19 protein-coding genes and 1 pseudogene are annotated in these 24,682 nt (G+C 45.0%); 1 reads left to right on the top strand and 19 read right to left on the bottom strand.

The window, feature by feature from the left end; genetic code table 11:
• Positions 1-61: 61 nt before the first annotated feature.
• The 14 genes and pseudogenes from Psch_RS20645 to Psch_RS20585 form a co-directional block, all read right to left on the bottom strand.
• Positions 62-2,824 (bottom strand): molybdopterin-dependent oxidoreductase, encoded by a 2,763-nt coding sequence (locus tag Psch_RS20645; RefSeq protein ID WP_190259562.1) that lies wholly within the window; start codon positions 2,822-2,824, stop codon positions 62-64.
• Positions 2,825-3,218: 394 nt separating this feature from the next.
• On the bottom strand, positions 3,219-3,977 hold the full coding sequence (locus tag Psch_RS20640; protein ID WP_190259563.1) for a CoA-transferase subunit beta: 759 nt from the start codon (positions 3,975-3,977) through the stop codon (positions 3,219-3,221).
• Between the two features lie 5 nt (positions 3,978-3,982).
• Positions 3,983-4,942 (bottom strand): CoA transferase subunit A, encoded by a 960-nt coding sequence (locus Psch_RS20635; RefSeq protein ID WP_345789109.1) that lies wholly within the window; start codon positions 4,940-4,942, stop codon positions 3,983-3,985.
• A 374-nt stretch (positions 4,943-5,316) separates the two neighbouring features.
• Positions 5,317-8,079, bottom strand: coding sequence for a molybdopterin-dependent oxidoreductase (locus Psch_RS20630; RefSeq protein WP_190259562.1), 2,763 nt, complete (start codon positions 8,077-8,079; stop codon positions 5,317-5,319).
• A 113-nt stretch (positions 8,080-8,192) separates the two neighbouring features.
• Positions 8,193-9,683 carry a cytosine permease gene (locus tag Psch_RS20625; RefSeq protein ID WP_190259561.1) on the bottom strand — a complete coding sequence of 497 codons (1,491 nt, stop codon included), beginning with the start codon at positions 9,681-9,683 and terminating at the stop codon, positions 8,193-8,195.
• A 384-nt stretch (positions 9,684-10,067) separates the two neighbouring features.
• Positions 10,068-11,192, bottom strand: a complete 1,125-nt coding sequence (locus tag Psch_RS20620) for a zinc-binding dehydrogenase (protein ID WP_190259560.1) — start codon at positions 11,190-11,192, stop codon at positions 10,068-10,070.
• A gap of 185 nt (positions 11,193-11,377) precedes the next feature.
• On the bottom strand, positions 11,378-11,668 hold the full coding sequence (locus Psch_RS20615) for a MoaD/ThiS family protein (protein WP_190259559.1): 291 nt from the start codon (positions 11,666-11,668) through the stop codon (positions 11,378-11,380).
• 44 nt (positions 11,669-11,712) lie between these two features.
• The gene (locus Psch_RS20610) at positions 11,713-13,560 is read right to left on the bottom strand and encodes an aldehyde ferredoxin oxidoreductase family protein (protein WP_190259558.1); all 1,848 of its coding nucleotides are present in this window, start codon (positions 13,558-13,560) and stop codon (positions 11,713-11,715) included.
• A gap of 12 nt (positions 13,561-13,572) precedes the next feature.
• Positions 13,573-13,917, bottom strand: coding sequence for a cupin domain-containing protein (locus Psch_RS20605; RefSeq protein ID WP_190259557.1), 345 nt, complete (start codon positions 13,915-13,917; stop codon positions 13,573-13,575).
• 26 nt (positions 13,918-13,943) lie between these two features.
• Positions 13,944-14,645: a DUF2848 family protein gene (locus tag Psch_RS20600; protein ID WP_190259556.1), complete on the bottom strand. Its 702-nt coding sequence runs from the start codon at positions 14,643-14,645 to the stop codon at positions 13,944-13,946.
• Between the two features lie 39 nt (positions 14,646-14,684).
• The gene (locus Psch_RS20595) at positions 14,685-15,464 is read right to left on the bottom strand and encodes a carbon-nitrogen family hydrolase (RefSeq protein WP_190259555.1); all 780 of its coding nucleotides are present in this window, start codon (positions 15,462-15,464) and stop codon (positions 14,685-14,687) included.
• Positions 15,465-16,092: 628 nt separating this feature from the next.
• Positions 16,093-17,343 (bottom strand): Glu/Leu/Phe/Val family dehydrogenase, encoded by a 1,251-nt coding sequence (locus Psch_RS20590; protein WP_190259554.1) that lies wholly within the window; start codon positions 17,341-17,343, stop codon positions 16,093-16,095.
• A 320-nt stretch (positions 17,344-17,663) separates the two neighbouring features.
• Positions 17,664-17,795, bottom strand: a complete 132-nt coding sequence (locus Psch_RS21515; RefSeq protein WP_282432493.1) for a hypothetical protein — start codon at positions 17,793-17,795, stop codon at positions 17,664-17,666.
• A 149-nt stretch (positions 17,796-17,944) separates the two neighbouring features.
• A pseudogene (locus Psch_RS20585) lies at positions 17,945-18,127 on the bottom strand (hypothetical protein); the annotation flags it as partial.
• 448 nt (positions 18,128-18,575) lie between these two features.
• Between Psch_RS20585 and Psch_RS20580 the strand changes: the two are divergent.
• Positions 18,576-19,760 (top strand): CaiB/BaiF CoA transferase family protein, encoded by a 1,185-nt coding sequence (locus tag Psch_RS20580; protein WP_190259553.1) that lies wholly within the window; start codon positions 18,576-18,578, stop codon positions 19,758-19,760.
• A 616-nt stretch (positions 19,761-20,376) separates the two neighbouring features.
• Here the strand turns inward: Psch_RS20580 and Psch_RS20575 are convergent.
• From Psch_RS20575 to Psch_RS20555, 5 genes are all read right to left on the bottom strand, one after another.
• A complete protein-coding gene (locus Psch_RS20575; RefSeq protein ID WP_190259552.1) occupies positions 20,377-21,627 on the bottom strand; it encodes a Glu/Leu/Phe/Val family dehydrogenase in 1,251 nt (416 codons plus the stop codon).
• Between the two features lie 465 nt (positions 21,628-22,092).
• Entirely contained in the window at positions 22,093-22,293 is a 201-nt protein-coding gene (locus Psch_RS20570) for a DVU_1557 family redox protein (RefSeq protein ID WP_190259551.1), read from the bottom strand.
• The gene (locus Psch_RS20565) at positions 22,280-22,942 is read right to left on the bottom strand and encodes a hypothetical protein (RefSeq protein ID WP_345789112.1); all 663 of its coding nucleotides are present in this window, start codon (positions 22,940-22,942) and stop codon (positions 22,280-22,282) included. The genes Psch_RS20570 and Psch_RS20565 overlap by 14 nt, the downstream gene beginning before the upstream one ends.
• Positions 22,915-24,318, bottom strand: a complete 1,404-nt coding sequence (locus Psch_RS20560; protein WP_190259549.1) for an FAD-dependent oxidoreductase — start codon at positions 24,316-24,318, stop codon at positions 22,915-22,917. Before Psch_RS20560 ends, Psch_RS20565 begins: the two co-directional genes overlap by 28 nt.
• On the bottom strand, positions 24,315-24,611 hold the full coding sequence (locus tag Psch_RS20555; RefSeq protein WP_190259548.1) for a hypothetical protein: 297 nt from the start codon (positions 24,609-24,611) through the stop codon (positions 24,315-24,317). The genes Psch_RS20560 and Psch_RS20555 overlap by 4 nt, the downstream gene beginning before the upstream one ends.
• Positions 24,612-24,682 lie beyond the last annotated feature (71 nt).

Here is a 24,682-nt window from a genome sequence, read left to right as displayed (position 1 = left end):
ACAGTTTTGTCCCGGGTGACCCAACTTGGCCTGGAGATCACCCGGAATTGTATATTATTACTTAGTTATCCTTTTTTTGTTTTAAAGCTTCTAAAACTCTTTCCGGCCTGGCCGGAAGATCATTAATCCAAATACCGCAGGCATCATGCAGGGCCGCAATAATTGCCGGCGCCTGGGGGAAGTGAGCGGCCTCGCCCATGCCGATAGCGCCAAAAGGCCCCGGTCCCTGCGGAATTTCCACAACATAGGTGCTGATGTCGAGAGGCACGTCGGTAGAACGCGGCAATTTATAATCTTTAAAGCTCTTAGTCTTACCTGTGATGTATTCTTCCATCAAGGCGTAACCGACACCCATACCCACGCCGCCATCCATCTGTCCTTCCATCGCCAGCCGGTTAATAGCCTTGCCGCACTGGAAGGCAACTGCAGAGTTAAGGACTTTTATCTCACCGGTTTGGGTATTGACTTCTATTTCCACTACTGCAGCGCCGTAAGTAAATACAACGTACAGGGTACCCTGCCCGGTATCCTGATCGAGCAGGTCAAGCGGAACTACAAATTCACCGAAGCCGGTAAGGTCGTACCCAAGATCTTTTAGCTGTTTAAACGAAATATTCTTCTGCGGTTCTGAGGAAATATAGACCTCGCCATCCTTTGTGTCAAGCTTCTCCGCTTCTTCTTTAAACTCAGCGGCAGCCGCTTCAAGGATTTTCTTCTTGAGATCCTTACAGGCTATTAAAGTCGCATTCCCGGTGTAGAAGGTATGTTTACTGGCACAGGTAAGATCGGAATCCGGCGTAAGCAGCGAATCTGCCGCCATAACCTTGACTTTGTCCAGGGTAAGCCCCATCTCTTCTGCTGCAATGAGCGCCATAACCGTAGTAGATCCCTGGCCGATTTCAGCCGCCCCTTCCCGTACCAGTAATGTGCCTTCATCCGTGATTTCAACGTTGCACCTGGAGAGGTTCAACAGGCCGGTCTTACCGATACCGTACCAGGTGGTGGCAAAGCCTTTGCCCCTCTTGATGTGCGGCGGAAGCTGAGCCACTTTCTCCGGCGCAGTTTCCTTCGGCATTTTGGCCCAGTGATTTTCAATGGCGTCGATAACCTCAGCATAACCCGGCGGATCTTTAATCAACTGGCCGGTCGCGGTGACGGTACCCTGCTTAAAACCGTTAAGTCTGGCGAAGTCAAGCACGTTCATACCCAGACGGCTACAGATCCGGTTTATTTGGGTTTCTATGGCAAAGCACATCTGGGATACTCCAAACCCTCGCATAGCAGATGAAGGCGTGTTATTGGTTAAAACCATCTGGCCCAGGATTTTAACATGAGGTATTTCATAAGGGCCATAAGAATGCACAATGGCCCTCATCAAAACACCAGGGCTGGCCAAGGCGTAAGCACCGGCATCCCCAACGATCTCACCGTAGTGGGCAATGATTTTACCGTCATTACGCACACCGGTTTTTAATTTAATGGTAAAGGGGTGGCGCTTGCACTCGCCGATAAAGTTTTCCTCAGTGGTGAACTTGAGTTTGACCGGAACTTTTGCTTTATAGACAGCCAACCCGAGAAGCACCTGCATCATCGGGTCAATCCGGGCGCCAAAGCCGCCGCCGGTCCCGTCTTCCACCACACGCACCTCGTCGGTCCCCAAGCCCAGCACCCGGGCAACTTCATCACGGTGGTAGTGGGGCGCCTGACCGCAGGCATAAATGACTATCCTTCCTTCATCGTCATAATACGCTACTCCCGTATCCGGTTCCAGGTACCCGTGAATGTTGGCCGGGGTAGTATAAGTATGTTCTTCAATAAAGTCGGCTTCCTTGAAACCTTCTTCGATGTCACCTTTAATAAGGTTCTGATAGAACAGCTTATTGCCGGGGTAATCTTCCTCCTGTACTTCAGGTGCGCCCGGTTCCAAGGCGGCAAAGGGATCTGTAACGGCCGGCAATACTTCGTAATCAACCTTAATTTTAGCGAGGGCATTTTCGGCTATGGCTTCGGTCCTGGCCACAACAATGGCTACCGGTTCGCCAAAATAGCGGACCTTTTCATCTGCAATGACCCTGTAGTCATGAAAGATGTACTTAACCCGGTTAGGACCCATAAGATCCTTGGCCGTGGCAACAGCAACGACCCCGTGCATAGCTTCAGCGGCGCTTGAGTCAATACCCTTGACCCTAGCGTGAAAATGTGGGCTGCGCAGAATTTTGGCAAAACACATATCCTCCAGGTAAATATCATCCGCAAAACGCAAGCTCCCGGTTACTTTTTCCCAGGAATTCAACTGTGGTATGCGGCCGCCAATACGATATTCACCTATATCATGCTCTTTAATCGCAGACGGATTAAGCCTGTATTCCGCAGCCAGCATAATTCCGTCTATTATTTTTTTGTAACCGGTGCAGCGGCACAGGTTACGCCGAATACCTTTTCGTACTTCTTCCCGCGTGGGATTGGGGTTTTTATCAAGAATGGCTTTGGCAGTTAAAATCATACCCGGGGTACAGAAACCGCACTGGGAGGCGCCAACTTCCACAAACGCCCTCTGGATCACATCCGGATTCTCTTTGGTGCCTACTCCTTCAATGGTCAGCACTTCCCGCCCTTCTACCTTAACAACCGGAAGCTTGCATGAAGTGGTGGGGGTCCCGTCTATCAGAACGGTGCAACTGCCGCACAGGCCTTCATTGCATCCTTCTTTAGTACCTGTTAGCCTTAAATCATCCCGCAGCACCTTTAACAGCGTCTTCTCCGGCTCAACCAAAAGCTTTACCGGCCGGCCGTTTAAGGTGAACTTTATCTCCTTAATTCCCAAAGACCTTCACTCCCTTACCGTAATAACTTAATTAATCATTCAGAGACCCGACAAAAGCTATGTTTGCTTTACCTTCCGCCTGAAGCCTATGGCTACTTCCACCGTTATCACCCTCCTAACTTTTATTAATAGTTTTTTGCAATTTCTATGCCTTACAACTAATGTGCAGCTAATCTGAAAAGATGAGGTTACAAGTAGAAGGTGGCCGTTATGTTTACCCCGGCCACCTTCCAATAATTTATCTGCTATTGCTTATTTTTCCGGCTATTAAATATCTAAAACAAATATTTCGCCTTTATCCGGAGTTAAAATATCCACCGCCAGTAATTAATAAATTTTCTCAGATTGATGTTTCTTATCAATACGAGAATTTTTGCAATCACAAACTCTAGAACTACCTGCCAACAATGGAACTTGTATTAGTTAGTATGTGAAGAAATTCCTCTTCAGGCGGATCCGCTTCAACTGCACGTGTTACATCCAAATCAAATCCTGTATTTTCCTTAACCTGCTGTGGTGTGATACCCGGGAAATACTCTGCGAGGTACATCCGTTTCGTCTTTTCATCAAAGCGGAGAATTCCCAGATCGGTTATCACTGCCTGGGGTCCGACTTCAGGCAGACCCCTTTTCTTACGACCATCAGGACCATCAATCCAGCCGGGACTGGTCATATAGTCAACTTTATCGCAGAAACGACGTTTTTCATGTTGCATCGTGATTATTGTATTGACATTGGTGGCAATCCCGTTTGCTCCACCGCTTCCGGTAAACCTTGTCTTTGGATGGTGATAGTCCCCAATGCAGGTTGAATTCAGATTTCCGTAAGGGTCTATTTGGGCGCCGCCTAAGAAACCAAGGTCAATTTTATTCTTCTTCCAGGCGTTACTCATAAAACCGAAATACCTGTACTGGGGCCACAGGCAGGACGCATGAAAACAACTCCTCAGATCAGACACACTTGTAGGAAGCTCTTGTGGCTGACCGTCGATTATACCCGACTCAAATAGGAAAACTGAATTAGGCGCAGTCGTATTTTTGGCTAGGACCGCACCTGTTAGCGGCAAACCAGTCCCAATAATATAGGTCATACCGTCCTTTATCTGCCTCGCCAGGGCAACCGCCATCATTTGTTTAGTTGTCCATTCCGCCATAATTCTCAACCCCTCTTTAATCCAGCCGCATAGCCATAACCGGGACGCACCCACAGATTTGCAAACCGGTTAAACCCTAGTTTATTCATATATTCAGACTGATTTTTGACACCGTATACCCACTCATCCAAGAACTCCTTAAACTTTTGATCATCACCGCTGACCCTGTCATACAACTTATAATAATTAGCGTCGTAATCATAGTAGTTAGCGCACTGTGACGGATGTGCCCCATAGGGGACATGAACTACAGCATCTGGTACAATATTCGGTAACTGGTTTAGCCACGGTTCCCTGCGCAGTTCACTAGGGTGGACAAGTTCTTCGCATGTTACGATACAGTTGGTTGCTCCCATCGCGATATCGATATCAACAAAAACCGCTCCTTCAATACGACAAGTCCCATCGGTTGATGCCTTTTGTACATGAATGATAGCTGTATCTATTTTGGGAGTCGGCAACAGGCAAACCTGCTCCTCAGGGTTAAAAGGATTACGTTCAATAATAAGTTTACGTGGAGCTAATTTGGGGTCATTCTCCCATACATCCTCTGGAATACCCCATTTTTCCACCAGGGAAGAACCAAGCATATTTTTAACAGCTACATAAGGCAGCCCTAAGGCAGCTGCATGATAGATAATAGGTTGAACATCCAGCGAGTAATCTTCCCACAGTATCTCTCCTTCTTCTATAGCTTTGCGAAACCGCCTGCAAACCTGTGAGTACCCCGAGTTTGCCAGGTATGAGTTGAAAAGCACTTTAACGCAGCCCGCACCAATCAACATATCAACGTCCCCACCAGCCGGTCCGCCTTCGATATAAAGATTTTTAATGCCCTGTCTCATAATTTCGTATACTGCCGCATAAGGTTTCCGATTTGTTACAAATCCGCCAAGCGCTATACAATCACCGTTATGAACAAACTTACTGATTGCTTCCTCCATACTCATTAACTTGCTAAACACAAATAGTGAACACCCCTTAATGTGGATATGTTTAAGATTTTGTTTAATACAAAAAAAGCTTCTGTTATACGGAAGTTTTAATCTTTTGGCTTATAAAGCATATACCATGAGTCCAGATAGATTTGTTTGAGAGATAAGTGTTTGGCTAACAGGCGTTCAGAATACTGGTACTATCAACTGCGCCGTGTGCGCTGTGTGTGATTTAAATTGCACTTACTTCACTGAGTTTTTATTCTTTGCTGGTGCTTAACGCAGCATTGAAATAGCTAAATGATAAAATTAACAGAATCTTTAAATGATAATTTGCTTATTGTAAAATGTAATGCCATTTGGTTTGGGTGGCGTCATAGCCACCCAAACCTTGCCATCCTTAGCTAGTTATCCTTTTTTTGTTTTAAAGCTTCTAAAACTCTTTCCGGCCTGGCCGGAAGATCATTAATCCAAATACCGCAGGCATCATGCAGGGCCGCAATAATTGCCGGCGCCTGGGGGAAGTGAGCGGCCTCGCCCATGCCGATAGCGCCAAAAGGCCCCGGTCCCTGCGGAATTTCCACAACATAGGTGCTGATGTCGAGAGGCACGTCGGTAGAACGCGGCAATTTATAATCTTTAAAGCTCTTAGTCTTACCTGTGATGTATTCTTCCATCAAGGCGTAACCGACACCCATACCCACGCCGCCATCCATCTGTCCTTCCATCGCCAGCCGGTTAATAGCCTTGCCGCACTGGAAGGCAACTGCAGAGTTAAGGACTTTTATCTCACCGGTTTGGGTATTGACTTCTATTTCCACTACTGCAGCGCCGTAAGTAAATACAACGTACAGGGTACCCTGCCCGGTATCCTGATCGAGCAGGTCAAGCGGAACTACAAATTCACCGAAGCCGGTAAGGTCGTACCCAAGATCTTTTAGCTGTTTAAACGAAATATTCTTCTGCGGTTCTGAGGAAATATAGACCTCGCCATCCTTTGTGTCAAGCTTCTCCGCTTCTTCTTTAAACTCAGCGGCAGCCGCTTCAAGGATTTTCTTCTTGAGATCCTTACAGGCTATTAAAGTCGCATTCCCGGTGTAGAAGGTATGTTTACTGGCACAGGTAAGATCGGAATCCGGCGTAAGCAGCGAATCTGCCGCCATAACCTTGACTTTGTCCAGGGTAAGCCCCATCTCTTCTGCTGCAATGAGCGCCATAACCGTAGTAGATCCCTGGCCGATTTCAGCCGCCCCTTCCCGTACCAGTAATGTGCCTTCATCCGTGATTTCAACGTTGCACCTGGAGAGGTTCAACAGGCCGGTCTTACCGATACCGTACCAGGTGGTGGCAAAGCCTTTGCCCCTCTTGATGTGCGGCGGAAGCTGAGCCACTTTCTCCGGCGCAGTTTCCTTCGGCATTTTGGCCCAGTGATTTTCAATGGCGTCGATAACCTCAGCATAACCCGGCGGATCTTTAATCAACTGGCCGGTCGCGGTGACGGTACCCTGCTTAAAACCGTTAAGTCTGGCGAAGTCAAGCACGTTCATACCCAGACGGCTACAGATCCGGTTTATTTGGGTTTCTATGGCAAAGCACATCTGGGATACTCCAAACCCTCGCATAGCAGATGAAGGCGTGTTATTGGTTAAAACCATCTGGCCCAGGATTTTAACATGAGGTATTTCATAAGGGCCATAAGAATGCACAATGGCCCTCATCAAAACACCAGGGCTGGCCAAGGCGTAAGCACCGGCATCCCCAACGATCTCACCGTAGTGGGCAATGATTTTACCGTCATTACGCACACCGGTTTTTAATTTAATGGTAAAGGGGTGGCGCTTGCACTCGCCGATAAAGTTTTCCTCAGTGGTGAACTTGAGTTTGACCGGAACTTTTGCTTTATAGACAGCCAACCCGAGAAGCACCTGCATCATCGGGTCAATCCGGGCGCCAAAGCCGCCGCCGGTCCCGTCTTCCACCACACGCACCTCGTCGGTCCCCAAGCCCAGCACCCGGGCAACTTCATCACGGTGGTAGTGGGGCGCCTGACCGCAGGCATAAATGACTATCCTTCCTTCATCGTCATAATACGCTACTCCCGTATCCGGTTCCAGGTACCCGTGAATGTTGGCCGGGGTAGTATAAGTATGTTCTTCAATAAAGTCGGCTTCCTTGAAACCTTCTTCGATGTCACCTTTAATAAGGTTCTGATAGAACAGCTTATTGCCGGGGTAATCTTCCTCCTGTACTTCAGGTGCGCCCGGTTCCAAGGCGGCAAAGGGATCTGTAACGGCCGGCAATACTTCGTAATCAACCTTAATTTTAGCGAGGGCATTTTCGGCTATGGCTTCGGTCCTGGCCACAACAATGGCTACCGGTTCGCCAAAATAGCGGACCTTTTCATCTGCAATGACCCTGTAGTCATGAAAGATGTACTTAACCCGGTTAGGACCCATAAGATCCTTGGCCGTGGCAACAGCAACGACCCCGTGCATAGCTTCAGCGGCGCTTGAGTCAATACCCTTGACCCTAGCGTGAAAATGTGGGCTGCGCAGAATTTTGGCAAAACACATATCCTCCAGGTAAATATCATCCGCAAAACGCAAGCTCCCGGTTACTTTTTCCCAGGAATTCAACTGTGGTATGCGGCCGCCAATACGATATTCACCTATATCATGCTCTTTAATCGCAGACGGATTAAGCCTGTATTCCGCAGCCAGCATAATTCCGTCTATTATTTTTTTGTAACCGGTGCAGCGGCACAGGTTACGCCGAATACCTTTTCGTACTTCTTCCCGCGTGGGATTGGGGTTTTTATCAAGAATGGCTTTGGCAGTTAAAATCATACCCGGGGTACAGAAACCGCACTGGGAGGCGCCAACTTCCACAAACGCCCTCTGGATCACATCCGGATTCTCTTTGGTGCCTACTCCTTCAATGGTCAGCACTTCCCGCCCTTCTACCTTAACAACCGGAAGCTTGCATGAAGTGGTGGGGGTCCCGTCTATCAGAACGGTGCAACTGCCGCACAGGCCTTCATTGCATCCTTCTTTAGTACCTGTTAGCCTTAAATCATCCCGCAGCACCTTTAACAGCGTCTTCTCCGGCTCAACCAAAAGCTTTACCGGCCGGCCGTTTAAGGTGAACTTTATCTCCTTAATTCCCAAAGACCTTCACTCCCTTACCGTAATAATGTAAAATAATGAAACTCATTCTCATTTATCATTTAAAGAAAGCAGGCCAATTAGACTTGTCTATTTGGCCTGCTTTTACAATAAGGTTATACCTCAGCAGTCACAGGTCTTTTTTCCTCTGGCTTGCCATCGATCAAATCATTTTGATTGTACTTGGCTAACCCCCAGTACTTCATAATCACGTAATAGAAGACTATTCCTGCGATGTAGCCAACAACAAACGATTCGTTTTTGAAAATCAAAGCCAGAACTGTCGCAAGTGCCCACGCAATTAGAGCGCAGGGGTTAAACCCATTTGCGTATTTAAACGGTCCTACAGGGTTAAACAACTCAACAATATTTAGCTTTGTCTTTCTAAGAAGCCAGTAATCACACGCCATAATGCCTGCTAGTGGAGCTATCCAGCACATCCATAGCAGCAACCAGTCAAACAGGAAGTTACCGAAGGTTGCCAGTAATGACCACGGCCTCAAGGCCATGCCGATAAGCATAGTAATCAAAGCACCTGTCCGCCAGTTAATATACTTGGGAACCAGGGTTGAAAAGAAATAGCCGGACGGGGTCAGGTTTGCGCCGATATTGGTGGTAATAGCCACCAGGCTGATAAAGAACAGGGCAACAACAGACAACCAGGGAATCTGCAGCATCACAATTAAATCAATGGGGTTCCAGATCGTCTGGCCGTAGAGAGCCTTACTGAAGGATGCCAACATGATCCCAACCATACCGAAGGCCACCATGCCAATGGTTACACCCGAGACAGCACCTTTTGCATAAACCTTGGTGTCTTTCGAATAGCGGGACAAGTCCGAAAAGTGAGTCATACTCTCACCCCAGTAACCAAAGGCGCCAACCAGGCAGGCGATAAAGAATGTGGTCCAGGCTGTACCGTTATACTGCGCCGGTGTATTAAATAGCGGGCCCCAACTTCCAACCTGCATATAGAGTACTATAACAATCAGAGCCAGAGCGATGAATTTACCTGGTACGGCAATAATGGTGAGAATCTTATAAGCTTTCATTTCGTTGGTGGGAGGTGAGAACCAGACCAACGCCATCGTCAACACCGCGAAAAGGAATAAACAGATCCACAGGTGCCCGCTGACATTAGCCCAACCCGGAGCGATGCTGAGGATTAAGCCGTCCACAGCGGAACCCCCGATGAAAGTTTCGATACCGGCATAGCCCATGGCCACGCTGGACCTGATGAACATGGCCAAGTAGGTTCCTTTGATACCCCACGAAGCACGTCCCAGAACACCCATGGTGATACCGTACTTGGCGCCGGCATGGCCGGAAAATTTCATCAAATAACTCATACCCAGGCTACCGACACAGATTGCCAACAGTGCCTGCCACCAGGCCAGGTTCGGAATCATCCCGCCAGTTAATAAAAGAGTTGGAATACAGGTGACGATACCGACCCAGAGGGAAAAGTAATTAAAATGACCCCACGTTCTATCTTTCACCTGTATTGGCGCAAGATCCGGGTTGTAAAGAGGGCTCTCTTTTATAGTGGCCATCCCTGCGTCGGTCAATTCAACCCGATCATCAATTTGACGCATATACTGTTCCATGAGCAATCCTCCCTAAATATATTAGATATTGACTCACATTTCATAAGTTATACAATTTTAGGAATTGTGCCAAAACCACAGCCCAAAAAATATATGTTGTGTCTGAGTTTTTTTTAGGTGCCTTGAAAACACATCGCTAGTTGTGTCAAAATAGACTTGGACTTGCTGCTCGCAACGGCAAATCCGATGGCTGGCGTCGAATTAGTGCCTAACTGTTTAGGGTGGGAGAGGACTAATTCGGCGCCTTTTTTCACACTCCTATTAACCAAAGTAGAATAACGCCATCAGGACTATGTTGTAATTTTTTAAATATCAAAGATTCATTGTTCGCATCATACGCACCGATAAGATATTGACCCAAAACAACTTCATTTCTAAATTTCTTTATTTCCCCAGGATTACAGACTTGATGCAATTCCTATCACGGGCTTCTTTCAGCGCTTGATCAGCTTCATCAATGTGATACCTGTGGGTAATCAAGTCAGCATACGGGAAACGATCCATAGTTTGCTGGATCAAAGAAATCGCTGTGCCCAATTCCGGGGCGGCATAAGCCCAAAGACCGACTATTTCTATTTCTCTGAAGGAAATGACTTGTGGGTTGATTGGAATAGTGCCTACATCGGTATAGTGGCCCAATTCGATCAATTTTCCACCGCGGCGGGTAAGGTTAATTGCTTCCTGGAAGACAGCCGGTACACCAGCCAGCTCAATCACCACATCGCAGCCCATGCCGTTAGTCAGCTTATTTACCCTGGCGAGCCTTTCTTCGGGGGTCTTATATTCATTGAAATCAATTACTTCGTCTACACCGAACTTATAAGACATGTCTATTCTTGATTTAACACCGTCAATAGCGTATACTGCACTGGCGCCGGCAGCTTTCGCAGCGGCCGCAGTTAAAATACCAATTGTACCTAACCCTTGGATAAGGACCGTTTTCCCAACGCCGAAACCTTCACGAGCCCAGGGCAGTCCCGGGGAACAGGCAGCATCAAGGCCTCTCAAACCTACCGCCAGAGGATCTGCCAGAGCCAGGACTTCGGCAGACATTCCTTCCGGGCATTTATATATCCAGGCTTCTGGATACAGGTACATATATTCGGCATACCCACCAAACAGATGCGGCTCCTTGCTGCACTGCAGAGTTACCCCGTAACACTCACCTTTTTCACAAAGGTTATGGCGTTGCGGCTGCAGCTTACAAACTACACATTTACCGCAATTGTAAGCCGGCACCAGGGCAACCCGGTCACCCTCTTTAACAGGGTTTCCCAGCACATCATGCCTGGGATATTCGGGACCCATTTCCTCAAGAATTAAGGAAACCTCATGACCTAAAATAATGGGATACGGAACCGGTAAATGCCCCTGGTAAATATGGGGGTCACTGCCACAAATACCGCAGACTTCAACCCGGGCTAAAGCACAATCTTTAGCTACTTTTGGTTTGGGAAATTCCATAATTTCGACTTGTTCAACGCCCTTTAGAACTGCTGCTTTGACCATAGATGCTTTTCCTTAGGTTTCACCAGTATATCGAAACCTTAAGGATTTCCCCCCTTTATTTATTAATAAGTTAATTAAGGTAACCCCGCAGCACTGGCCTAAGTGTTAATCACTCCCTTTCTTGTAAAGTTTTTTAATGCAGAAGGTTTACCTTCCCCCCCCCCATCCAACAGCATTAGTCAGGCTTAGCCGCCACCTATAGGCGGTATAATGAGAAACTCATCGCCGTCGGAAAGCGTAGTTTTCATGCCGTTTAAAAAGATGATATCCCTGCCATTCAGCACCAGGCGAAAATACTTATATGGTTCACCTGTATCCGGGTTAATTACTAGGTCTGAGAATTTTTCCCCGTAATTATCCACCAGCAAATCCACAAGTTCCTTTAAAGTAGCGCTATCGTGTATCTGAAGGGCTATTTTAGAAGCGCCTATAACTTCTTTAACTGACATTAGGACATGCACATTTACTTTAATCAAGGCACTTATAACCCCCACCGCATTTTAATATCGGCCAGGTAACGCTATACTATATCCAGCTCTTTCAGTTTTTCCTTAGTCGGAACGCCTTCCTTGGTCCACCCTCTGGCTTCGTAATACTCATCGAGCATCAGATCCAGGTCCGACTGGGATATTAACTCACCTTTGGAAGGACCGTCTGGAATAGGCTCAGTCATTATGCGTTCCGGGAAAGTATCATCGGCCCGGGTGAAGCCTTCTCTGATGTTGAAAAGGCGGGCTGTATTAATGACGCGTTCCCCAATTTGATATACCTCTTCTGGAGTTATGTCCCAACCGGTAGCGCCCCCAACCAGGCCGGCAGTATTTTCAAGCGCTATATCAGGAACCGCCATGTCAAGGATAAATGCACACATGGGAGCGCAGTCACAGGTTACCGTCCTTACATCCTGGTTCCACATGGTGAGTTTGCCCTTGCCCTTAACGGCAAAACGGTCGACGGCGTAAGGAACCGGGATCGCAAAGATCTCCTGGAAAGCATACCCCCGCGAGTGGTCGGCGCCGGTATAGGAGGTGGCGTAGCCAAGACCGTGTGCCTTAGCGCCGCGGATATCATAAGCAGGAAACTCCAGACCTTTGATATGCATGGCATATTTTTCGGAACCCTTGCCATACTTCTCTGATACGCGCTTTACACCCTCGGCCAGAATATCGCCAAAGCCTTCGCGATAGGCAATCATGCGAAGCATCGGCAAGATGACTTCATGTTTGCCAAATTTCAGTTCCATGCCTCCGGTATCTTCCAGGTTGATAACTCCTTTTTCAAACATCTCCATCGCAAAACCGATGGTTACGCCGACGGAAAGGCTGTCCAAGCCGAGTTCATCACAAACACGGTCACCGGCGATGACACTGGGCAGGTTGGTGTTGCCCAACGTGGTACCCAGTGAATACAAGGTTTCAAATTCGGGTCCTTCGGCCAGGCTGCCAGCATACTGGCCTTCGCGCACCATCCGGACCTGGCTGCAGCCGACCGGACAACCCTCACAGTGTTCTTTCCTTAAATCAAACTTAGCATTGGCTTCGGCACCAAGAAATTCAGCGGCCTGGAACGCACCGGTCTCGCTGTAATTCTTGGCGGAACAAATGCCTATCGCACTCGTGGCATCAAGCACTGTGGAAGTACCCGTCTTGCCAAAGCTCGCTATATACGGGCTGTCCTTCAAATGCTTGACGTAAACCGCTTGGACTTCTTTGAATTTCTCAGGATCGGCTAAAGTGGTTCTGACTTTGTCACCCTTAACGGCAATGGCCTTCAAGTTTTTAGAACCCATCACGGCGCCTACGCCTTTTCTGCCGGCCGCCCGTCGTTCATTAATAATGCAGGCGTACCTGACCAGTTTCTCCCCGGCTGGGCCGATACATGCCACTTTGATGCTCGGGTTATGCAGTTCAGCCCGGATATAATCCTGACAGTCAAAGGTGTTGGTTCCCCACAGCTTCGCGGCGCTCTTGAAATCGACCTTGCCGTCATGTATATAAACATAAGTGGGACTTTCTGCACGTCCTTCAACTATTACGGCGTCATAACCGGCACGCTTTAATTCTGCAGGGAATTTACCTCCGGTCAAGGCCACTCCAACTGTATTAGACAGCGGCGACTTAGTGGTTACAGACATCCGGCTGGCGCACGGCGAGCTGGTACCAGTTAAAGGTCCAAGCGTAAAGATTAATTTATTTGAGGGTCCGAGCGGGTCAATACCCGGCTCCAATTCATCATACAGGTATTTGATACCCAGGCCGGCCCCACCCATGTACTGGCGGGCTATTTTGGGGTCCAGCTTTTCTTCCTGGTAAGTTAAGTTGGTTAAATCGATACGTAAAACTCTACCTGTAAATCCACCCCTATACATCCTTTTCTCCCCCTATTTTTCGTAAGTCCTAATTTCCAAAGTCATACACCCGTTAGGGATGTTGTAAGGACCGTGTTTCATCCCCGGGGGCCGGCAGGCATACATACCTTCAATATACGTTTCTTCTTTATTGAGGTCGGTAAGGCTTCCTTTCAGGATATAAACCTCTTCCCAGAAATCGTGGACTAATAATTCATTAGTCAGCATTCCCGGAGGGAACTTTAAAAGCCTGGTATACGATCCGGTTTCAGGATCCAAACTTAAAATCTTCTCAATAATCCCTTTCTGAGCCCCTTCTACTTGCCTCCAACCAATGTTTAAGTCATGATCAAAAAACTCCAGCTCTGGTTTTGCCATTACGAATCCCCCCCTGCTTTATATTCTTAACATCCTGCAAACCAGTTGATAAGTTTTAAATAATAGCCGCAATACAACCTTTGCCCTCTAACCTTATCAACCAGTTCCATCTCAAAACGGTTATTAAATTTGATTTCACCCAACGTACCCACAGTGCCGGAATAAATAACTGTTCCTGCCATTGGTCCCGCTACCAGCGGTTTGACCCGCTCTATAAGCTCCCTGGGACCCATCATAGCTGAAAGTTTTGATTCCTGGTAAGCCGCCTCACTGTGACCGTTTACCCAGGACCGGATAATAATATCGTCCCAGTGAGTCTCTACATCTTCCAGTCGCCACACAGCCTTTGATATGAAGTTGGGGCACATTTGTTTTGCCTTTAAGATATTGTTGAGTCCTTCCAGTTTGCGGTCAGTATGGTCACTTCCCGCAGCCACATAAACAGTTTCATTTTCCCCTATAAGCAGCACGTATTCAGCTTCCCCGGTATTATCGGTATCAGCTATCTCAATCGATTCGTCACTCGTAAGCAGCGCTGCCGGTTTAGGGTAATAAGTAGGCACCTGATCAGGCGCCGGCACTCCCAGGAGTTTTAATTCCTCAATATGTTTACGCACTTCCTCTTGATTACGCCCGGTGTAACCGGCATTGATAATTTTATTGGCTGTGAATAAGACTCTTTGGTCAAACTGGCCGTCAATAAAAAGTTCCAGTCTTTTACCCTCCATCGTTCTCCTCCTTTCCTTGTGAATTTGTTTACCAAAACATCAAACTTTCAGCACTCTGTCTTTCAAAGCTGTAAATTCCTTCCTAGCTGCAGCCACAGCTTCGGGTTGAATCTCCGCATTCAAGATGGTCTCCCGTTCTGAAGCGCTAGCTACAACTGTACCCCAGGGGTCAATGATTTGACTGCGGCCGATAAACGGCTTGCCCCGACTTGCCCCGGCACAACAGCAAGATAAAAAGTAACATTGATTTTCTATAGCCCGGGCCTTATTTAACAGGACCCAGTGCTCAACCCTGGGATAGGGCCAGGCCGCACAATTTAGAATAATTTCAGCCCCCTGATCCGCCATCTTCCGGTAAAGTTCCGGAAAGCGCAGGTCATAACAAATACTGAGCCCTATTTTACCGAACCTGGTATTAACTACTGTTATATTTTGACCGGGAGAAAGGACGGCCCGTTCAGCCGAACCGAAACCAAACAGGTGGATCTTCCGGTAGTGACCTATAATATTCCCCTCTGGATCCAGCAGCACCGAAGCATTATACAGCTTGTTGTCTTGATTTCTTTCCACGATACTGCCGCTGAAGATATATGCTTGAAGCTCTTTGGCCTTGGAGGCCAGCCAGGATATTGTTTCTCCTTCCAGTGTTTCGCTTTCCGACATGTAGTTATCGAAGGAAAAATAACCCACATTCCACATTTCCGGCAGGAGAAAAAGGTCTGCCCCGGAGGCTTTTTCCAGAAGCCCTTCTACCCGGGAAATCCTGTTGGATTTTGTTTCCTTATCATCATTAGCTAGTTGAATGGTAGCGATTTTCATGTACCCCAGTACACCTCCTATCTTTTAAATACATCTCGCGAGTCTACAAATTGGATAGTTCTCTTACCCTGCACATCTACAAAATGTTATTTGCAAATCCCATGCCTTTAGAGCAGATTTGAGATTTGTTAAAAACTAAAGATTGGCCCCAAAAGACAAAAGTGGCCGAAATTATTAGCTTTCCGGCCACTTTTTAAGGCATTTGCTCTTTTTGCAAGACAATAAACCAGGATATTCCACAATTATCCAGACCAAGGGATATGATCTTTAATTCACATATATGCTTAATTATTTCATCATTAATAAGCATTTATCAGACACCTACCCACTGAAAAATTTGTAGAATTTTATCAGTATTTAGGGACTTCTCTCAATTCTATTATATCCCATAGCAGTTGAACAAAAAAATACTTTCTCAATTTGTTAATTCCAAATTAGACATTTTTCAACACGAGAATTTTAGGCGCAGCACCCGTTTTGCAAAATGATACATAAGAGTTTGCATTCTATTGAATATGCACCAATCTTGCAATGGTTAAAAACAATGTAACATGCCAAAAATGAATGCGGATATGCAAATACTATGGCTAAGTGTCTGGAAATAAGTAGAATTGCTAGCTAATAAGCTTTAAACCCATCCCCGAATTTTAATTGCAAGTTCTATACGTTTAAGGGCTTTTACATAAGAAGCCATCCTCATGCTTATACCTTTTTCCTTGCAGATTTTATAGATTTCATTAAAGCACTGGACAAACATCTCTTCATACTTCGCATGGACTTCTTTTTCGCTCCAGTAGCACTCATATAAATTCTGCGCCTTTTCAAGGTACGCAACAGTTGTTCCCCCACCATTAGCAAGTATATCGGGGACCACAAAAATACCTCTGGACAGTAGGACTTCTTCACCATCGAGGGTAGTTGGTCCATTGGCTCCTTCTGCTACCACTTTTGCTTTTATTTTTGAAGCAACTTCTGTATTAATCACGTTCTGAACTGCAGCAGGGATAATTACGTCACAATCAACGGTAAGAAGCTCATTTTTGTTTATTGCTTTTGCTCCAAAGAAACCCTCAACTTTTCCGGTTTTTTCTACAAATTTAAGCAGTTCTGGAATATTAATACCGCCAGGGGCACAAACACCGCCAAAAACATCACTTACTGCAACGATCTTAGCTCCCTTTTCATAAAGAAGACTTGCCGCCCAACCGCCAACCTTACCTACTCCCTGTATGGCAATACGCAGGCCTTTTAATTGGATTCCCAAAATCTTACAGGCCTCCCGTACGGAAAACATAACGCCCAAACCTGTAGCGGCAGCACGTCCCTGAGATCCGCCTAATATTATATCCTTACCGCTTATGGCTGCGGGATTATGGGTCATCGCATTCATTTGTTCCAACTCGTCAAGAAACCAGCTCTGAGTCTGGGAGTCAGTACCTAGGTCTGCTCCAGGGAAATCCAGCCAAGTGCCAACCATGGGTGCAATAGCCCTGATATAAGCACGGCAAAGTCTTTCCAACTCTGCTTTTGATAATGAATCAGGATCAACCACAACGCCACCTTTTCCGCCACCCGCCGACAAACCGTTAAGAGAATTTTTTAAGGTCATTAGCAAACCCAGGGCCTTTACATCATCAAGCGTTTCTTCACCATGAAACCTGGTGCCCCCCATGATTGGCCCTAAAGCATGGTTATGGTGCACTCGATAACCTTTGAATAATCTTGTCGTGCCATCATCCATACGAACCGGGAAGCTTACTACAAAAATACGCTGGGGTTCTCTAAGTAAAGCCGTAACTTCTGGATCTAACTCAGCTATTTTTGCAGCTTTCTCCAACCGTTCAAGCGTCATCGCCCATGCTGAAGCATTTTGTGACATTGTAGCATCTCCTTTTTTGAATATTTAGTCCTATTTACCAATGTTTATGAACCTACTATTAGCGGGACCCTCTCGCCCTAACCTTCTCTAAAATACACGTTTACCATCCTCCTTTTTGATAAAGAAACACGACTGTTCTTAAGTTACTCATTATTATCAACTCAATTACAACATTGCAAATATCAGGCCAAAATAAAAAAGGCCTACTTAATAGTAAGCCCAACATAAATTTACCTTTTACAATAAAATTGGTCCAGAGAATCGGACAATTAAAAGCAAAGCATAAAAGCCCAACGGTGGTATTAAGTTTCAGGAGGTCTTTATTTTGTAAGGTTAAAACCATTAATACCATCAAGTGAATATTTTTTCTTTGTTTTGCTTAAGTCTATTTTGCCAACCTCTAAAAGTAAATTGCATTTACCGCACATCATGCTTTTTTCAAGTTCTTTCATTGCAATTCTTTTCCTCCATAATCTGCAGCCTGTGACTGTAGGCATTATATATATTGTAACCGCTGCTTACAGGCAGGTACTCTACCCCATAGGCGATTATATTAATTTGCAGATGTGCTATAAAGTGCTTGCTATCAGTATCAATCAGTTTGGTTCACTTTTTTATCATTGATAACACACCGATCATATCCGTCGCTCTTGTTGCTGGGTATAAAAACAATTCCGTTAATGCAGTTAGTGCCTTTTATATCCTTGCTTGTAATAATCTTATAGACTCCAGGCATTTTTTCTGCCTCAGAAGTGTCAACCGATAGAATATTAGCGTGGGATACCCAAAATTCATTAAACGAAAAATATTTTCTCAATTTGTTAATTTCTAATAAATTATTTTTCAACACGAGAATTTTTAATTGGACATTTGTGAAGAAAAAACAATCTTAACACCTGGTTTTTGCAAATTAGATACATAAAATTTGTTTCCTAATAAATACGCATGAATCTTGCAGTGTTTAAAAGATCATTAGAAAAGGTGCCATATTGAGTTGCAGAATAATCTCGCTAATCTAACATTATTTACCTTATCTTAACTTCTATTAAAAGGAGGCGTGGGGATATTATGGGAAATCACTCAGAGCCCGGAGACACGTAATTGAATAGCAAGACTACCGTCTATGATTGCCCTTCAATATTGGTGGGATAGGATGTACAAATTGCAGCTCAATACAAAGGCACTAATCAAAAAACAACCGGGAATGCCGGGGGATATTGGGAGTGAAATCTATGGAACTGCCTTTAAAAGGAGTAAAAGTACTTGATATTTCGCGGGTTCTTACAGGCCCTTTTTGTACCATGCAGTTGAGTGATTTGGGCGCCGAGGTAATTAAAATTGAAATACCGGGAGAAGGCGATGAAACAAGATCCTGGGGTCCCCCTTACCTTGAGGGAGAAAGTGCTTATTATCTCAGTATAAACCGGAACAAAAAAAGCGTTACTGTAAACATGAAATCAGAAGAAGGGCACAAAATCCTGATGGATCTCGCTGCCAAAAGTGATGTTGTTATTGAAAACTTTTTGCCAGGTACAACCAAACGACTGGGATTGGATTACGACACTATCCGGTCAGTTAATCCGGAAATTATTTATTGCTCAATTTCAGGTTTTGGTCAAGCCGGTCCCTACCGTACTTTTCCCGCCTACGACCTGCTGCTGCAGGGCTTGGGCGGTTTGATGTCTATTACAGGTGAAAAGGACGGCGACCCGGTTCGCATAGGTGTGGCCTTAATTGACATAGGCGCAGGCATGTACGCGGCCATGGGAATCATATCAGCTTTAATGACAAAAAAGGAAACGGGAAAAGGACAGTATATCGATGTTTCATTATTAGGAACCGAAGTAGCCTGGTTAACTTACATGGCTGCCAATTACCTGGCCTCAGGGAAGGACCCCATTCGTATGGGCTCCGCGCACCCGTCCATTGTTCCTTATCAGGCTTTCAAAGCAAAGGATAAATACTTCATTCTTGCCGTCGGAAACGATAACATCTGGAAACGTTTCTGCAAAGCACTCGATCTGAACATTGTTGACGATCCCAGGTATGCCACAAATGAAATGCGGGTCAAACATAGAGAAGAATTGAACCAATTCTTAAAAGATATGTTTAAGGAAAAAAATGCTTCCGAATGGCTTGAGAAACTGCAGGGAGAAAGAGTCCCCTGTGGTATGATTAATTCAATTGGCGAAGTTGTCAACCACCCACAGGTAGTCGACCGTCAGATGATTGTGGAACTGCCTCACCCCAAGATTGGTAAAGTCAGAGTTCCGGGCTGCCCAATTAACTTCTCACTTACCCCTGTGAGTTATAATTCTGCCCCGCCTTTACTTGGCCAACACACAGAAGAGGTTTTGGGGACGCTTGGCTACAGCAAAAATGATATTGAAAATTTAAGGGCTAAAGGCGTTATTTAATGCTCTAACACTTCCAACATATACCGGGCGCCAACCAAGTATAGGTTGGAAGTGTGGATTCATTTACTGAAAGCTAAAATATGCCTCCTACCTTTTCGTTAACGGTAGGAGGCATATTCTTAATTTCATACTAACTTGTTATTTTTTATTCTTAAGGACAATAATCTTTTATTTAAAAGCATCATAAAATTAATAAGGCTTTTTACCGGAAACAAAGCTAACCTGTGACAGTTCTCCCGCTTGACTGCTATAAGCTCTTTTCTGTTAATGCGCCTTGGACAATTCCTATATCTTACAACCGATGAATGCATACTTTAAAAATCAAGTTATAAATAGAGGGTTGCTGTTATATTACCAACCACCTTCTAAGGGGTTTACCCTATATTGCTTAATTTTTCAGCTATTGATCATTAAATCAATGTTTTAAATCATTTCTCAGGTTGATAACCAGATCGTTTCCCCCATATACTGGCGAGTTGTTTTTTGGGTCAAACTTTCTTCCAGGTAATTTAAGTTGCTAAACCGATAAGCAGACAACCACACAAAGGGCTTCTCCTAATCTGTCTATAAGCTAAATTAGTATCTGGAAATAAGGATAATTGCTAGCTAATAAGCTTTAAACCCATCCCCGGACTTTAATTGCAAGTTCTATACGTTTAAGTGCTTTTACGTAAGAAGCCATCCTCATGCTTATACCTTTTTCCTTGCAGATTTTATAGATTTCATTAAAACACTGGACAAACATCTCTTCATACTTCGCATGAACTTCTTTTTCGCTCCAGTAGCATTCATATAAGTTCTGCACCTTTTCAAGGTACGCAACAGTTGTTCCCCCACCATTAGCAAGTATATCGGGGACCACAAAAATACCTCTGGACAGTAGAACTTCTTCACCATCGGGGGTAGTTGGTCCATTGGCTCCTTCTGCTACCACTTTTGCTTTTATGTTTGAAGCAACTTTTGTATTAATTACGTTCTGAACTGCAGCAGGGATAATTACGTCACAATCAACGGTAAGAAGCTCATTTTTGTTTATTGCTTTTGCTCCAAAGAAACCCTCAACTTTTCCGGTTTTCTCTACAAATTTAAGCAGTTCTGGAACATTAATACCGCCAGGGGCACAAACACCGCCAAAAACATCACTTACTGCAACGATCTTAGCTCCCTTTTCATAAAGAAGACTTGCCGCCCAACCACCAACCTTACCTACTCCCTGTATGGCAATACGCAGGCCTTTTAATTGGATTCCCAAAATCCTACAGGCTTCCCGTACGGAAAACATAACGCCCAAACCTGTAGCGGCAGCACGTCCCTGAGATCCGCCTAATATTATATCCTTACCGCTTATGGCTGCGGGGTTATGGGTCATCGCATTCATTTGCTCCAACTCGTCAAGAAACCAGCTCTGGGTCTGGGAGTCAGTACCCAGGTCTGCTCCAGGAAAATCCAGCCAAGTGCCAACCATGGGTGCAATAGCCCTGATATAAGCACGGCAAAGCCTTTCCAACTCTGTTTTTGATAATGAATCAGGATCAACCACAACGCCGCCTTTTCCGCCACCCGCCGACAAACCATTAAGAGAATTTTTTAAGGTCATTAGCAAACCCAGGGCCTTTACATCATCAAGCGTTTCTTCACCATGAAACCTGGTGCCTCCCATGATTGGCCCTAAAGCATGGTTATGGTGCACTCGATAACCTTTGAATAATCTTGTCGTGCCATCATCCATACGAACTGGGAAGCTTACTACAAAAATACGCTGGGGTTCTCTAAGTAAAGCCGTAACTTCTGGATCCAACTCAGCTATTTTTGCAGCTTTCTCCAACCGTTCAAGCGTCATCGCCCACGCTGAAGCATTTTGTGACATTGGAGCATCTCCTTTTTTGAATATTTAGTCCTATTCACCAGTGTTTATGAACCTACTATTAGCGGGACCCCCTCGCCTTCTCTAAATACACGTTTATCATCCTCCTCTTTGATAGAAAAACACGACTTTTCTTACATTACTAATTATTATCAACTCAATTACAACATTGCAAATATCAGGCCAAAATAAAAAAGGCCTACTTACTAGTAAGCCCAGCATAAATTTACCTTTACAATAAAATAAATCCAGGGAATCGGACAATTAAAAGCAAAGCATAAATGCCCAACGGTGGTATTAAGTTTCAGGAGGTCTTTTTATTTTGTAAGGTTTAAAACCATTAATGCCATCAAGTGAATATTTCTTCTTTGTTTTGCTATAAAATAATAAGCCGCCGGTTCTTAATCTGCCCTCGTAAATTTTTGGCTTCGAGTCAATAAAGCTTAATTGGGAGTACAGATTATACCGTCATTTATCCTCCAAAGCCTTTTCAACTTCAAACATTTTTCCTTTAACCAGTTCTTCCGAAATATAAACCTGGCCGCATTTTGGACACCTTAGTAATTTAACGGGTATAAACTGCTTTTGATAAGTTAAGTCTATTTTGCCATCTTCCAAGAACATATTGCATTTACCGCACATCATGTTGCTTTTTTCAAGCTCTTTCATTGCAATTCTTTTCCTCCATAATCTGCATCCTGTGACTGTAGGCATTATATATCTTATAACCGCTGCTAACAGGCAGGTACTCTACCCAATAGGTGATTATACCAAGCTGCAGATGTGCTATAAAGTGCTTGCTATCATTATCAATCAGCTTATACCCGGTACTTCCGGCGTAATGTATTACCTGCCTGACTTCATCCATAAGAATGTAGTCTTTGACTAATTTGGCAGCCAGCTCTTCAGATAATAACAAATTAATTTTTTCATACTCATTTCTAGGGACTTCCACTTTTTCACCCCACAAATCATTCAAAAGCTCTTCTTTCAAGTGAATGCGGTTTGCTCTTCTTTCAGAATATGAAGGCGGGCGACGTAAAGCCCGTTTGTTAAACGGTTGTTCAAAGATTAAATCAAGCATGTGCCAGGCAGGCTTTCCATTACGTGCAAAATCATCACGGCAATTGGTGCAATAAGTTACATAATCATAAGGGCTGGCATTGATTCTATGTTCAATAATTTTTTGCGCCAGTTTCGGGTTGACCGTTGATATCAAACCACCAAAGCTGCAGCATTGTGCATATTTTCCGTTAAATGCCAGTTCTTCTATTCGATAATCCAATTTTTTCAATAATCTGCGTTCACTTTCTTGAATGTCCGGGAAATACCTGCTTGAGCAAGGGTCATAAAGTGCAACGGAGCGCTCCCCCCTTTTTTTACATTAAGTGGAAGTTTGTTTTCTTCCATAATAACCCAGAGTGATTTTACCGGAACCTCAGGTAGATATTTGCTAAACATTTTCTGGCAGGTGGTGCAGGCAAGAATCACCTGAGGCCTTCCCATCTCTTCCCATTTATTCACAAACGACTTCAGGTGCTCTTGATGCAATTCCTTACGTCCGGACCATTCCGCCGGGGCCCCGCAGCATGCTACGGCCAGCCCAATTCCTCCGTCAAGACATTCTATCAGGTATTTATATGTTTTTTCTACGTACCCGGGAAATGACGAACCCATCTGGCATCCCGGGAAAAAGAGGTACTTGCTTGTCGGGGTCCCAGGCTGATTTTTAAAAATGCAAATTTTCTCGTCATTTGCATTTAACATATCCCGAAGCCAGAATTCATAAAACGCAGGCGGCATAGTATCGTTATTGACCAGGATGCGTCTGGATTCCAGGCATATTGCTCCCATATCCAGGTCATTGGGACAAAGTTCCTTACATAAGCCACACAAACTGCATGAGTTGATAACGCGGGTGGCAATCATTTTACTTCTTATTCCCTGCAAGGAAGTCAAAGTCTTACAGATATCGCGCAGATGCCGCTTGGGATAGTGGCCAAAATGGGCAAGGGAATCGCAAGCTTTAACACATTCCTTGCACTCGCATTGCATACACCTGCCTGCTTCGTCAATTGCTTCTTTTTCTGTATATTGGCTGCTTATTTCTTTCGGTAAAACTTTAGGTTTACGATCCTCATGCTTTATATTGGTATAAAGACGAGTATGCTGTGTTTCCTCATTTTCCCTGCCGTTTGTTAACGAAACATTTTGCACAAAGCGCTCTATAGACCTTGCAGCGCGAGCACCCTGTGCAATGGAGTGTATAGGCGAGCACAACTTTTTGCTTAAAAGACTTCCGCCAACAAAAACACCGCTATGCGAGCTTGCCAGAGAAACAGGATCATATTGAATTATTCCGTTCTCCATGTCGAGTCCAAAGGTATTACCGCATATACCGGTCGCAACATACAAAGCATCAAAATTTAAGTCGGGAAGGTCCGCAATGCAGCTATTTAATCTTATATTGACGCCGTTCTCCTCGATTTGTCTTATATCTTCTTTAATTACCTGTTCAGGCAATAAATCACGGTCCATATCCCACAACCTGCCGCCTAATTTACCGGACTTTTCAAACACTGTCACGTTAAATCCTTTTCCGGCAAGTTCCATTGCGCAGCTTAATCCGCTCAATCCCCCGCCTATAACCGCAATTTGCTGCTTCTTCCTGGCAAGCGAATACCCGCCTATCATTTGTTTTTCCCGCTATAATCCACACATGCCTTTTCCAGTAAGCGAATAGACAAAGGATCATCCAAATTATTGCGCAAACAAGCGTTTTTACAAGGCTCATCGCATATACGGCTGACAATACTAGGGAAAATCACTTTTTTTCTATATAGTCTCTCTGCGTCCGAAAAGCTACCCTTTTGAATTTGCTTTAACATGGAGCGCACGTCAACATGTACCGGACAAACAGCGGAACAATATACCGGCTCCTCCTGAATGCATAAGTTTTCTAGATTTAGAATATCCTTTACATTCATTGTTTTATCTCCATTATTTTATATTTTTCACAGGAAGCATTCTGGCTACCCTTTAAAAGCAGTAGCCAGAA

This window comes from Pelotomaculum schinkii, from assembly GCF_004369205.1.
Lineage (GTDB): Bacteria > Bacillota > Desulfotomaculia > Desulfotomaculales > Pelotomaculaceae > Pelotomaculum_C > Pelotomaculum_C schinkii.
This window is presented reverse-complemented; position numbering and strand designations above follow the sequence as displayed.